The organism is Pseudidiomarina marina (assembly GCF_044807045.1).
Taxonomy (GTDB): domain Bacteria; phylum Pseudomonadota; class Gammaproteobacteria; order Enterobacterales; family Alteromonadaceae; genus Pseudidiomarina; species Pseudidiomarina marina.
In genome coordinates this window covers 477,045-489,103 of sequence record NZ_CP085233.1, presented here as the reverse complement: position 1 = coordinate 489,103, position 12,059 = coordinate 477,045, and the positions used below count along the sequence as shown (strand labels likewise).

The 12,059-nt window shown below is 47.7% G+C and carries 12 protein-coding genes; 6 read left to right on the top strand and 6 right to left on the bottom strand.

Annotation, left to right across the window (positions count from 1 at the left end):
- Positions 1-43 precede the first annotated feature (43 nt).
- Positions 44-571 carry a carboxymuconolactone decarboxylase family protein gene (locus LG272_RS02400; protein WP_404409409.1) on the bottom strand — a complete coding sequence of 176 codons (528 nt, stop codon included), beginning with the start codon at positions 569-571 and terminating at the stop codon, positions 44-46.
- A 79-nt stretch (positions 572-650) separates the two neighbouring features.
- The gene (locus tag LG272_RS02395; RefSeq protein WP_404409407.1) at positions 651-1,202 is read right to left on the bottom strand and encodes a peroxiredoxin; all 552 of its coding nucleotides are present in this window, start codon (positions 1,200-1,202) and stop codon (positions 651-653) included.
- Between the two features lie 186 nt (positions 1,203-1,388).
- Between LG272_RS02395 and LG272_RS02390 the strand changes: the two genes are divergently transcribed.
- Positions 1,389-2,303 carry a hydrogen peroxide-inducible genes activator gene (locus tag LG272_RS02390; RefSeq protein WP_404409405.1) on the top strand — a complete coding sequence of 305 codons (915 nt, stop codon included), beginning with the start codon at positions 1,389-1,391 and terminating at the stop codon, positions 2,301-2,303.
- A 31-nt stretch (positions 2,304-2,334) separates the two neighbouring features.
- Here LG272_RS02390 and LG272_RS02385 read toward each other — a convergent pair whose 3' ends face one another.
- A complete protein-coding gene (locus tag LG272_RS02385; protein ID WP_198678591.1) occupies positions 2,335-2,760 on the bottom strand; it encodes a hypothetical protein in 426 nt (141 codons plus the stop codon).
- A 134-nt stretch (positions 2,761-2,894) separates the two neighbouring features.
- Here LG272_RS02385 and LG272_RS02380 point away from each other — a divergent pair, with 134 nt between their 5' ends.
- Entirely contained in the window at positions 2,895-4,031 is a 1,137-nt protein-coding gene (locus tag LG272_RS02380) for a PQQ-dependent sugar dehydrogenase (RefSeq protein ID WP_126759889.1), read from the top strand.
- A 2-nt stretch (positions 4,032-4,033) separates the two neighbouring features.
- Positions 4,034-6,022, top strand: coding sequence for a TonB-dependent receptor family protein (locus LG272_RS02375; protein WP_404409402.1), 1,989 nt, complete (start codon positions 4,034-4,036; stop codon positions 6,020-6,022).
- Here the strand turns inward: LG272_RS02375 and LG272_RS02370 are convergent.
- Positions 6,006-7,373 carry a sigma-54-dependent transcriptional regulator gene (locus tag LG272_RS02370; protein ID WP_404409400.1) on the bottom strand — a complete coding sequence of 456 codons (1,368 nt, stop codon included), beginning with the start codon at positions 7,371-7,373 and terminating at the stop codon, positions 6,006-6,008. The two genes, LG272_RS02375 and LG272_RS02370, sit on opposite strands and share 17 nt — an antisense overlap.
- On the bottom strand, positions 7,373-8,704 hold the full coding sequence (locus LG272_RS02365) for a sensor histidine kinase (protein ID WP_404409398.1): 1,332 nt from the start codon (positions 8,702-8,704) through the stop codon (positions 7,373-7,375). Before LG272_RS02365 ends, LG272_RS02370 begins: the two co-directional genes overlap by 1 nt.
- A gap of 158 nt (positions 8,705-8,862) precedes the next feature.
- On the opposite strand from LG272_RS02365, the gene LG272_RS02360 reads away from it, so the two are divergent.
- Positions 8,863-9,261: a DUF4168 domain-containing protein gene (locus tag LG272_RS02360; protein WP_404409396.1), complete on the top strand. Its 399-nt coding sequence runs from the start codon at positions 8,863-8,865 to the stop codon at positions 9,259-9,261.
- A 64-nt stretch (positions 9,262-9,325) separates the two neighbouring features.
- Here LG272_RS02360 and LG272_RS02355 read toward each other — a convergent pair whose 3' ends face one another.
- Positions 9,326-10,006, bottom strand: coding sequence for a type 1 glutamine amidotransferase domain-containing protein (locus LG272_RS02355; protein ID WP_404409394.1), 681 nt, complete (start codon positions 10,004-10,006; stop codon positions 9,326-9,328).
- Positions 10,007-10,086: 80 nt separating this feature from the next.
- Between LG272_RS02355 and LG272_RS02350 the strand changes: the two genes are divergently transcribed.
- Both LG272_RS02350 and LG272_RS02345 read left to right on the top strand, forming a co-directional pair.
- A complete protein-coding gene (locus tag LG272_RS02350; protein ID WP_404409392.1) occupies positions 10,087-10,581 on the top strand; it encodes a PH domain-containing protein in 495 nt (164 codons plus the stop codon).
- Positions 10,574-12,058 carry a PH domain-containing protein gene (locus tag LG272_RS02345; RefSeq protein ID WP_404409390.1) on the top strand — a complete coding sequence of 495 codons (1,485 nt, stop codon included), beginning with the start codon at positions 10,574-10,576 and terminating at the stop codon, positions 12,056-12,058. Before LG272_RS02350 ends, LG272_RS02345 begins: the two co-directional genes overlap by 8 nt.
- Position 12,059 lies beyond the last annotated feature (1 nt).

Genomic DNA, 12,059 nt, shown 5'->3' with positions numbered 1-12,059 from the left:
TAATGCGCTAGTGTGACAAGTAAGTGACATCAGGCGATTAAAATTAAGCAATGCGTTTCGCGGTTGCTGCAGCGTTCAATACCGCTGCCATTTTAATCGAGTTTTGAATCACTTGAGCTGAAATATCATGTTTCAGCAATACACCAACGTGTGAGTCGATGCACATTCCACAGCCGTTCAATGCTGATACTGCCAATGAGTACAGTTCGAAATCAGCTTTATCAACGCCTGGGTTAGCCATACCATTCATGCGCAAGCCAGCTGGCAATTTGCTGAACTGCTTGTCGGTGCACAAATGCAAGAAACGATAGTAAACGTTGTTCATTGCCATTAGTGTTGCGGCTAATTTCGCTGCGCTATCAACGTTTGCTTCAATTTTACCTTCGGCTTCAGCTTTTACTGCGTCAATTAACTCGTTATCGCCAATTGAATAAGCTAGTGATAAGGCTGTGCCGTAGAATTGGGTCGCGGTCATACCCGAAGTATCGACATTGCCGAAAATATTCGACAAGTTGAGTTTGGTATCTTTACCGTGGTCGCCCAAACCTTGTTTGTAATCTGCAATGCTCATATAAATCCTCCGCTTAAAAAAGGTGCCGCTTTCGCGGCACCTAAAGACATCACCTATTTGTGGGGGATGTGATGTCTACTTACAGGGTGTCGCCGCCTACTGCGCGGTTACATGGACACAATTCGTCGGTTTGCAAACCGTCAAGAATACGCAGTACTTCTGCTGGGTTACGGCCTACGTTCAAGTTGTTGACTGACACGTGTTGAATGACACCGTGTGGGTCAACAACGAAGGTGGCACGCAATGCGACGTTTTCAACTTGGTCACGAACACCTAAACCATCAACCAAAGATTTCACGCCGTTATCCGCGAATGACCATTGGTTCAAGCTCTTCAGATCTGGGTGTTCACGGCGCCATGCCAATTTCACGAATTCGTTGTCGGTGCTGCCACCTAATACAACCGCATCACGGTCAGCGAATTCTTCGTTTAGTTTCGCAAACTCAACAATTTCAGTTGGGCAAACGAAGGTGAAATCTTTCGGATAGAAGAAGATAATTTTCCATTTACCTTCGAAGCTATCGTTGGTAATCGTCTCAAAAGCGCTTTCGCCGTTTTCTTCTGGCATGTTAAAACCAGGTTTTACGCCGACTACTTCAAATTCTGGTAATTTATCGCCTACTGTTAACATATTGCTTGTCTCCTTGTTGGACAGACTAACTGGAAAACTAAAGTTGTTGAGGCTTGTCGCCTCAGCTCGCAGACAATAATAGGGGCTCGATTAAATTTGTTAAAACGAATAAAACGGATTAACATAATCGGAAATACTAATTGAACATAAATTTGTTTTATTCAAATAGCCACGGTGAGGCACGAGATGAGCAAACTACCTAGCTTAAAAAATCTGAGCTACCTACTGGCGTTACACCAGCATCAGAATTTCAATCGGGCGGCCCAAGCGTGTAATGTCAGTCAATCAACCTTGAGTAGTGGTATTCAAAACCTTGAAGAGCAACTCGGATGTCAATTGATTGAGCGTGACCATAAATCATTTCTGTTCACCGGCATGGGGGAAGAAGTGGTGGAGCAGGCGCGCCAAATTCTTACCTCAACCGAAGAGCTTCTATATTTCGCCCAAAGCCAAGGGAAAATCATGGAAGGCCCATTACGCCTGGGCTGCATTCCAACCATCGCACCGTTTTTGTTGGGCGATTTGACCAAGAAATTAAAAGCTGAGCATCCGAAGCTACAGCTGAGTATTCGCGAAGACACAACGGTTAACTTGCTACATCTACTACGCAACGGTGAACTTGATGTGTTAGTGCTGGCGCTACCGGTCGATTTGCAAGGCAACCAAAGTTATGTGTTAGGGCGTGACCCGTTTAAACTCGTTATGCACTCGAGCTTGGCGGAAAAACTTGCAGAACCGGTGCAGTACAATCAACTACCTGACAATTCTATTTTCTTGTTGGAAAAAGAGCACTGCTTAACCGGTCATGCGGTATCGGCCTGTGAACTGGCTGATTCAAGTAAGATAAACCCGTTTACAGCAACGAGCTTACATAGCTTGGTGCAAATGGCTGATGCTGGGCTTGGCGCGACCTTTATTCCGCAAATGGCAATTGACCGTGGAATTTTAAACGGTACCGATTTGGTTGCATTGCAACCGAGTGGGCAACAAGCATCGCGAGAGATTGGCCTGATTTATCGACCGACGACGAATCGCCGTACCACGTTTCGTAAGTTAGCTGAATGCATTGCTGAGTTATTGCCAGAGCCGCTACTGAAATAGCGGCTCTGAATTATCGGACGGGATTTTTAAACTAAGGTGCGGTGCGCAGTTCACTCAAGCGAGGACCAATACTGGCTTGGTTTGGTGCTTTTTCAGCGCGCACTTCAGCTTGGGTCAGGTCAACGGGCTCACCAACTTCCGCCGAAATCAGTGCTTGTAGTTGATCTGGTGTCAAATTTTTACCTGTATGCACAACACGTACACCGGAATCATCATCCGTTGCGGCCGTACCGGGTAGGTAAATCGTGCCATTCGAGAAATCGACAGCGAATGCAATCACACCTGGTACTAAGAAGAACAGTAATCCAATACCATTCAATGCAGCAACGCCCGGATCGATCTTGCCGCTCACTTGACCTTTACGCTCTGGATACAAAATAGTGCCGCATGCACTAAGATGTAAAGTAGTTAAAATCAAGACCGCTGCTTTAAGTGTGTTACGCTTGAAATTTACCATCACTGCCTCCTTGAATGGGCGTGTTAATTTCCTGTAATAAGTGAAGTGTAGCGAAAAAAAAGCAATCCAAAATTCAATTTAATTTATATTTACACTAGTAAAGATTCGTAAATGATCAATAAAAGGAGCACCTTATGTTACGCAAATTACTAGCCGTTAGTATCACAGCGGCGTTAGCCTTGAATGCTACGAACGCAGCTGCAGAGACGGTTTCAACAGAGCGTCACAAGGTTTCTGTGAACACCATTACGGACAAATTAAATAAACCATGGGGTATGGCATTTTTGCCATCAGGTGAGCTGTTAGTGACCGAAAAATCAGGCACGTTGCGTCGTGTAACGCGCGACGGAGCGGTAAGCGACGCATTAAGCGGCGTTCCGTCGGTGGTTGATAAAAGCCAAGGCGGATTACTTGATGTGGCCGTCGACCCGAACTTTGCCGATAACCAGTTTGTTTACATCAGCTATTCAGAGGCTGACCCGGCTGGTGGCGAAGGAACTAGCACCGCAGTAATGCGTGCTAAATTATCAGACAATGGGTTAACCGACGGCAAAGTAATTTTCCGTGGTGCGCCGAAGTATAAAAGTGGCGCTCACTTTGGTTCACGTTTGGTATTTGCCCCAGATGGTCACCTCTTCATCACCCTTGGCGACCGCTATTCAGCCATGGATGATGCACAAACGCTTGATAATCATCACGGCAAAGTGGTTCGTATAAAGCCAGATGGCAGCGTTCCAGCCGATAATCCGTTTGTTGGTAAAGACGATGCGCTTCCTGAAATTTGGTCGTACGGACATCGTAACGTGCAAGGCGCAGCCATTCACCCAACCACGGGCAAATTGTGGACTGTTGAGCACGGACCAAAAGGTGGTGATGAAATCAACATTCCTGATGCTGGAAAGAACTACGGTTGGCCAATTGCAACCTATGGCGTCGATTACGATGGCAGTATCATCAGCGATGAAACGCACGTTGAAGGCACTGTGCAACCGCATTACTACTGGGTTCCTTCTATTGCAACATCCAACATGATTTTCTACACCGGCGATCAATTTCCCGCTTGGCAAGGGGATTTGCTAGTCGCCGCATTGAAGGGTTCGCACGTAGCGCGTCTTGATCTTGAAGGTGATCGTGTGATGCACGAAGAAACTTTGTTCGAGGATGCCGTGAAACAACGTATTCGCGATATTGAACAAGGTCCAGATGGTTATATTTATCTGATTACCGACGATCGCGCTGGTCAACTCATTCAAATCAAACCTGCGGAATAACTATGTTTGTAAGTAGTCACTTACTGGTTTTATCAACGCTGGCTTCGGCCAGCGTTGCTGTTGATGAAGTCATTGTGGTGAACCAAAGTCGTCCACGGACGGCGCTTGAAACACCTGCTTCGGTGAGCAATCGCAACGTTGACGACCAACCTTCGGGGTTGCGTATTGATGCTGCCGAGTTACTCAAAGGCTTAGCCGGCGTGCAAGCTGACTCGCGGGCGAACTATGCACAGGATACTCGTATCACGCTACGTGGTTTTGGCGCTCGCTCAGCATTTGGTGTGCGTGGCGTTATCTTGCAACTCGATGGCATTCCATTGACCATGCCAGATGGTCAAGCGCAAACGTCGAGTATTCTTTTAGACGAGCCGCAGAACGTTCAGATAATTCGCGGACCATTAGCAACCATTTACGGCAACAGCGCCGGCGGTATGATTCAATGGTTTAGCGAACGTCCTGATAGTTCTGGGCTGCGTTTCGATGCCATGTTTGGTGATAACGCAACCCAACGCCAACTGGTGCAAGGTGAATGGGTAACCGATGGCAACGCAGTACGATTAACCGGTACTCGGTTGCGAACCGATGGTCCGCGTGAACATAACCGTGCAGAACGTGATCAACTCGCATTACGTTGGTATCACGATGTAACTGATTCGATTGAAATGATTGTGCGCTTAGATGATAACTATGCGCCTTTTTTGCAAGATCCCGGTTCGCTGACGCCGGAGGATTGGCTGGCTGACCCAACCCAGACCTTTGCCGGTGCAATGCGCTTCAACACACGCAAAAACATTCACCATCAGCAGGCATCTGTGTCGCTGCGTAGCACCGATGGCTGGCATGTGAGCACTTGGAAGGGCTGGCGCGAAATTGAGCAGTATTTGCCTTTTCCTGGCACCGATATCCGGGGCTCTGGGTCAGTGATTGACTTACGACGTAGCTTTATTGGTATTGATGCGAGCTACGATTACGATTGGTCGCTTGCTACCCCATTAACAACAACGTTTGGCATTCATCACGCAGAACAAGATGATCGGCGCTTTGGTTACACCAATAATTTCGGCGAACGCGGTGATTTGCGCCGCAACGAGCTCGGTGAGGTAACTCAGCAAGCGGTTTATACTCTCTGGGATTGGCAGCCAAGCGAACAGCTAACGCTGCTTGGCGGACTTCGCTACAGTGAAGTTGACTTCGCCGTGGATGATTATTTCATCGTTGCAGAAAACCCTGATGATAGTGGCGAGCAACGCCAACACGCTTGGAGTTGGAGTCTGGGTGCCAATTATGCGTTATCTGAGCAGTGGTCGGTGTTTGCTGCCCGCGGTAATGGCTTTGAAACAGCCACGCTGACCGAAATGGCCTATAGCAACACTGAAACTGGTCTTAATACCAATCTTGGTGCCGCATACAACCAACAGTGGGAAATTGGCGTAAAATGGCAAACTCTGACCGTGCAAGCACAACTAACAGCTTTCGGCATCGATACAACTGATGAGATTGTGGTTGATCAAAGCATCGACGGCCGTACAACCTATACCAACGCTGGTTTGACGAAACGCGACGGGGTTGAGCTCGAGGTGAATTGGTTGATGCATGACCAATGGCAGTGGCGCGGTGCGGCAACCTTACTGAGCGCAGAGTATGCAAGTGGTGCGCGTTTGCCTGGCGTAGCCGAGCAGCAAATTTACAGTCAGCTCGACTGGAATTACCGGCCGCAACAACGCCTCAGTTTAATCACTGAGTATCGTGGCGATGTCGCCGCCACCGATTCTAATGACGTGATAGCCCCAAGCCATACCCTCTGGCACTTAAACTGGCGCGGTTCCTATGTACTGGGTGACTGGCAAGTGAGCCCGTGGCTAAACTTGCATAACTTTACCGACGAAACTTACGTGGGTTCGGTGGTAGTGAATCAAGGTAACGGCCGAGCATTTGAGCCCGGCGTCGGCCGCGAATTACAATTTGGTGTGCAGTTTAATCGTCGTTGGTAAGCCAACGATACAATGTGCGGCGTGTGATTCCGAGAATTCGCGCCGCTTGTTGTTTATTTCCTTTTGTGTGCGCTAACACCTTTCGAACGTAATCCGCTTGTAAATCATCCAAAGAAGGCCACTGTTGAGTCGATGCTGATGCCGCGTCGGTAACCTCATCCGTTACTGATGTTTGCATTCTCGCTGGTAAGTGCTCTGGCTTTATCCAGTCACCATCGCAAAACGTCACCGCACGCTCAACCGCATTTTGCAATTCGCGCACGTTGCCAGGAAAGTTATACGCAAAGAATAATTCTTGGGCCTCGTCTGATAATCCTTTCACCTGCTTATTCTGTTGCCGATTCACGGCTTGAATAAAGTGTTCAGCCAACAACGCAATATCATCGCCGCGATGGCGTAGCGGTGGCACCTTCACGCTAAAGGTTTCAAGGCGATAAAACAAATCTTCGCGAAAACTTTTATCTTTTACTTTCGCTTCGAGATTCTGATGGGTTGCCGCTAAAATACGAACGTCTACTTCGACCTCATGATCACTACCTACAGGGCGCATTTTACCCTCCTGTAGCACACGTAATAGCTTGGCTTGCAATGCCAGCGGCATTTCACCAATTTCGTCGAGTAATAAAGTGCCACCATGCGCTTCTTTAAGAAGACCAGCGCGGGCTTTTTGCGCCCCGGTAAAGGCGCCTGCCGCATGACCAAAAAATTCACTCTCAAGAAGCTCAGCCGGAATACCTGCACAATTCACTGCTAAAAAGGGCCCGTCGGCGCGCTGGCTTTGTTGATGCAACGCTTGTGCGACGAGTTCTTTGCCGGTACCACTCTCGCCCAATATCAGAACGGCGCCTTCAACCGGTGCAATGCGATCTATCTCGTCATATAAAGTACGCATAACACGGCTACTGCCAATAATTCCCGCTGGCCCTTGGTGGGTTTGTTGCTGCGATTGACGATAATGCTCAACTTCAGAGCGCAATTGATGAAAGGTTAACACTCGCTCGACACTAACCAGCAAATGCTCAAGATCGAGTGGCTTTGTCAAGAAGTCATCAGCCCCTTGTTTAAGCGCATCGACCGCTTGATCGACGGTGCCAAACGCTGTGATCAAAATTAATGGTGGCGAACTTGATTGCTGCTGCAAATGGGCGAGTAAATCCAGCCCACTCATGCCGGGTAATCGAATATCGCTGACAACAAGATGGCTTGAATGCACCGCCTCGTCATCGAGGTAGGCTTCTGCTTGAGTAAATACGGATACCCGGTAACCCGCACTTTCAAGCTCCTCTTGCAACAAATCGCGTAAACCTGGGTCATCCTCGACAACCGCAATGTGAATATCGATGTTACGCATTATGAACGTCCTTTCGCACGAGGTAGTGAAAGCGATGCCACACAGCCGCTGCTCTTCGAATTTGCTGACGTTGCATTGGCAAGTTTCAGCTGGCCTTGATGATCTGCCACAATATAACTTACTAGCGCTAAACCAAGCCCTGTGCCTTCACCAATTTGTTTGGTCGTTGTGAATGGTTTTAGTAGCTCGTCTTGTGTCACATGTTGAGGAAGTCCAGCACCGTCATCACGAACGTTTATCGTGATGGCGTTAGCATTTGCTTCAACCCAAACATCGACCTCACTTTCGGCCGCTTGCAGGGCGTTGCGTAAAATATTGACTAATGCCAGCTCTAAGCGCTGATTATCGGCTTCAACTTGCACATCTTCCTCCGGCAAAGTGACCTTCAGTTCAGGGCCATGCAAGCTTTGCTCATAGGAGATACTTTGGCAGGCTTGTTCAATAATATTGCGTAATGGTTGTTGTTGTTTCTCTGAGACTGGCGTACGACTGAACGCCAGCAACTGCTTCACCATTTTGGTAAGCCGCTGTACCTGTCCTCGAATTGCATTCAGTTGTCGTTGCGATTCTTCATCGGAATGGCGTTTCATCAATTGCTTCGCACGACCATCAATGACCGTGAGTGGTGCACCTAACTCATGCGCTACACCACTAGATACCTGACCTATCGCGACCATTTTTTCTTGCTCACGGCGCTGCTGCTCGAGTTTTTGTGCCACATAACGATTCACACCACGATAATGACCAAAGACTAAGATGGCTGCGGTTGCAGCAGCCAACACCAGCCATGTTCCCCAAGCAATGCGAGCGAGTTGCGTAAAGGCATTATCAAAGTCTTGGGCACGTCGATTAAGTTGCATGAACCCAATGATTTGACCACCTCGGTCATGAATCGGAACAAACTGAGAAAACACATCTCGACCCGCTACTTCCCGATAGCTGTCTTGTGTTTCACCCGTTAAAATGACTTGTTCGGCTAGTAAGCTTTCAGAGAGATCGCGTTCGGTTACTCCTGCTGAGGCCACCATCATGCCTTTCGTATCATATACCGAGGCGCCGTAAACACGGCCAATTTCAAAAACCGAATCTAAGCCGGCTTGAACCGCACTGATATCTCCCCGAATGAGTGCGTCACTGACCGGTACGTGAATGGCGCGTCCGACCAACTCCAGGTCATCACGCAGGCGTTGGTCTTGAAATACGGCCGCACGTTCAAGACCGATCCCAATGGCAATGCCAGATAGCGCAAGTAGCGGTAACATCACATAAAACGTCAGCGTTTTCTGAACGCTATCGCCTTGCAAAAACCAGCTTCTGTATCTTTTTGTCACATTAACCCCAATCGACACATGTGACATTATTATACATATTTGTATTTTGAATTTCGAAGAATATTTAAATATCTTTATTTTTCATAATGTTATAAAACATGGAAAGTTGGCATGGGGCTTGCAACTCTCCTAGTGAACTCAAAATAGGAGATAAATCTATGCGTAAAACAATGACAGCTTTAACCCTAACTGCTCTTTTTGCTAGTGCATCTGTTGTCAGTGCAACAGCGGTTGCCCAACAGCAACAGCAAGGTCAAGCACAAGCTCAACAAGAGCAAATGATGCAACAACAGCAAGACATCGAGTTAACTGATGGCATGCTAGAGAGTTTCGTTGTTGCGATGAACAACGTGCAAGAAATCAGTAACAAATATTCAGAGCGTTTCCAAAGCGCTGAAGATGCTGAAGAAGCACAAGAGATTCAGCGTAAAGCGCAAGAAGAAATGGTTGCTGCTGTGAACGATTCAGGTCTTTCACCGCAGGAATACAACGCGATTGTACAGCGTGTGCAGCAAGATGAAGAGTTACGTGCACGCTTACAAGAAATGACTGAATAAGTTATTTAATCAACACTTTGCAGTAAAAAAGCCACCTTGCGGTGGCTTTTTTATTGGTCTTATATTAACGCTTTAATTTTTTCAGTAGCGCCTCGGCAACAGCCTCAGAGCTAGCAGGGTTCTGGCCGGTAATGAGGTTACCATCGACAACCGCATAAGGTTTCCAGTCATCGACCTTTTCATACAAACCGCCAAGTTCTTTCAACTTATCTTCAAGTAAAAATGGCACAACATCAGTTAAGCCCACCGCAGCCTCTTCGCTGTTGGTAAAACCGCTCACTTTTCGGCCTTTCACAATCGGATGGCCGGCTGGCGTTTTCGCATTCACCAATACGGCAGGCGCATGGCAAACTGCAGCGACTGGCTTATCTTGCTCCCAAAACTGCTGAATGAGGCCGATTGATAATGGATCTTGGCTTAAATCCCACAATGGTCCATGACCACCCGGATAGAAAATAGCGTCGAATTTATCGGCTGTCACTTCGCTCAATTTGAGCGTGTTGGCAAGTTGCTCCATCGCCGCTTCATCTTCAAACAAACGTACCGTTGCGTTAGTTTGAGCATCACTTTGTTCACTGTTCGGATCAATGGGGGGTTGCCCGCCCTTCGGGCTGGCTAACACGACTTCAGCGCCAGCATCTTTAAAGGCATAGTAGGGCGCTGCAAATTCTTCCGCCCAAAAGCCTGTTTTATGGCCACTGTCACCGAGCTGCTCGTGTGAGGTAAGTACCATTAAAATTTTCATGAGCTTGCTCCTATTTTTTTGCTTCGTGTTAAGGTTACATGGATGCTAAAACATACTTTTTCAAGTTAGGAACAGATCACATGGCTATAGCGTGGAAGCCGGTTGAGCCGAGCTACAAAACTTATCTGCAAATTATTGTGTTAATCGATATGAGTATTTTGGCACTTATCGCCATAGGTATTTATGTTTTTGTGCCTTCTACCGAGTTGTTGCCGAACCCACTTTGGCTAGGAGTACCGTGGGCTGTACTGACACTATTTTTTGGTTTGTTCTGGTCATCGCGGCGCTTCCAATTCACCGCCTATGCCGATTCTAACGAAGCCATGTACTTGCGACGCGGTGCATTGTGGCGACTGACCCGAGCCGTGCCATTAAATCGCATTCAGCACGTAGAAGTTCGCCAAGGGTTCATTGAACGCATGCTGGGCCTAGCCCATTTAACCCTATACACCGCAGGAAGCGGCGGCGCTGATTTGAGTATTCCTGGTTTAAAATTAAGCGATGCTGAGCAGATGAAAGCATCACTGGTGGATACCATTGCCGAAGAACCGATAGAAGATGCCAGCCATGACTGAGCTCGTGTGGCAGCGTACGCCTATTCTTACTATTGGCTTTTTTATCGCCAAAGAAGTACGCAATCTAGTGCGCAACATCACCAATTTTATCCCCGTACTGGCCGCAATATTCGTCAGTAATAGCGACTGGTTACCTTATGCAGTAATCGGCGGTTATCTGGTGTTCATTGTTGTCAGTGCTTTTTTAAATCATCACTTCTTTCTATATGCCCTTGCCGATGATGCAGTACACCTGCGTACCGGTGTATTTGGTAAAAAGAGCCTGACCTTAAAGTATGAACGTATTCAACAAGCTGAACTTGATCAGAGCTGGTATTTTCGGCCGTTTGATTTGGTGATATTGCGTGTTGATAGTGCCGGTTCAGCAGGAAAAGAAGTCGAAATTCCTGGGTTGCCGTTCAACTTGGCACAAGATCTTCGGCAACGCATGCTGGCGCAAACGGCATCCGCTAAAGCAACGACTGAAAATACCGTTGCTGATCGCGAGCAAACCGAAGCGCCGGCAGAAACCGAACTCACATTTTCCATGAGCGAAATTGTTCGTGCCGGTATTATGGATAATAAGATTTTCGTGCTACTGGCCGTATTAATTTACCCGCTTTCGCAAACCGATATGTTGGAAGAACGCCTCGTACCTTGGCTTGAGGCCAACGTTTCATTTTTGGAAGAAAGCTTGTGGCTCAACATTGGACTCGCCGTTGCCGCGTTGGCAGTATTATTTATCCTCGCTGTCGGCGTGACGCTGATTCGTTACTACAATCTGCATTTCAGTATCTTAAACGAGCGTTATCAGGCTCGTTCAGGTTTATTTACCATTCGAACCGTGAGTTTTCGCTATCAAAAGTTACAACGCGTGCAACTACGCCAAAATTTCCGCGGACGCCTATTAAAACGTTTCAGTATTCGAGTGAGTCAGTTGCAGCCCTCAGCACATGCACAACAGCAATCAGGAAGCGCATCCTTTGTGCTACCCGTGCTAACGCAACACTTGGTGACAGAATTATGTGGTTGGTTGAAGTTACCGCGAAGCGGCGACTTAAATTGGCAGGGTATCAGTTTTATTGCCTTATTGAATCCATCGTTTTGGATTGCGCTGATTGCACCAACCGTATTACTCGTGACCTATGCGAACGACGTTCCGTTAATGAACGGTTTCTTCACTGCGGCGTTGCTGTGGCTGGCTATTCAAGGCTACGCCATCGCGCGCTGGCGCAACTATGGATTTACCATCAGCAACGGTTGGCTGGCAATTAAACGTGGTGTGTTTGGACGCAAAGAGAATTGGTATCCACTGCATAAAGCACAGCAAATTGACGTGTACCAATCGCCGTGGCTTCGCCTTCTCGGTTATGCGGATGTGTTCGTACATACCGCCGCAGGACCGGAAGTTATCAAGTATCAGCCAGTAAGTTCGGCACTAGCGATGCAACGTGAATGGGCCAGCATGATTGGTTCGAATCATCAACGCTGGATGTAAT

Coding starts and splice junctions, on each gene's coding strand:
- LG272_RS02400 (WP_404409409.1), bottom strand. CDS start 571: ATGAGCATTGCAGATTACAAACAAGGTTTGGGCGACCACGGTAAAGAT.
- LG272_RS02395 (WP_404409407.1), bottom strand. CDS start 1,202: ATGTTAACAGTAGGCGATAAATTACCAGAATTTGAAGTAGTCGGCGTA.
- LG272_RS02390 (WP_404409405.1), top strand. CDS start 1,389: ATGAGCAAACTACCTAGCTTAAAAAATCTGAGCTACCTACTGGCGTTA.
- LG272_RS02385 (WP_198678591.1), bottom strand. CDS start 2,760: ATGGTAAATTTCAAGCGTAACACACTTAAAGCAGCGGTCTTGATTTTA.
- LG272_RS02380 (WP_126759889.1), top strand. CDS start 2,895: ATGTTACGCAAATTACTAGCCGTTAGTATCACAGCGGCGTTAGCCTTG.
- LG272_RS02375 (WP_404409402.1), top strand. CDS start 4,034: ATGTTTGTAAGTAGTCACTTACTGGTTTTATCAACGCTGGCTTCGGCC.
- LG272_RS02370 (WP_404409400.1), bottom strand. CDS start 7,373: ATGCGTAACATCGATATTCACATTGCGGTTGTCGAGGATGACCCAGGT.
- LG272_RS02360 (WP_404409396.1), top strand. CDS start 8,863: ATGCGTAAAACAATGACAGCTTTAACCCTAACTGCTCTTTTTGCTAGT.
- LG272_RS02355 (WP_404409394.1), bottom strand. CDS start 10,006: ATGAAAATTTTAATGGTACTTACCTCACACGAGCAGCTCGGTGACAGT.
- LG272_RS02350 (WP_404409392.1), top strand. CDS start 10,087: ATGGCTATAGCGTGGAAGCCGGTTGAGCCGAGCTACAAAACTTATCTG.
- LG272_RS02345 (WP_404409390.1), top strand. CDS start 10,574: ATGACTGAGCTCGTGTGGCAGCGTACGCCTATTCTTACTATTGGCTTT.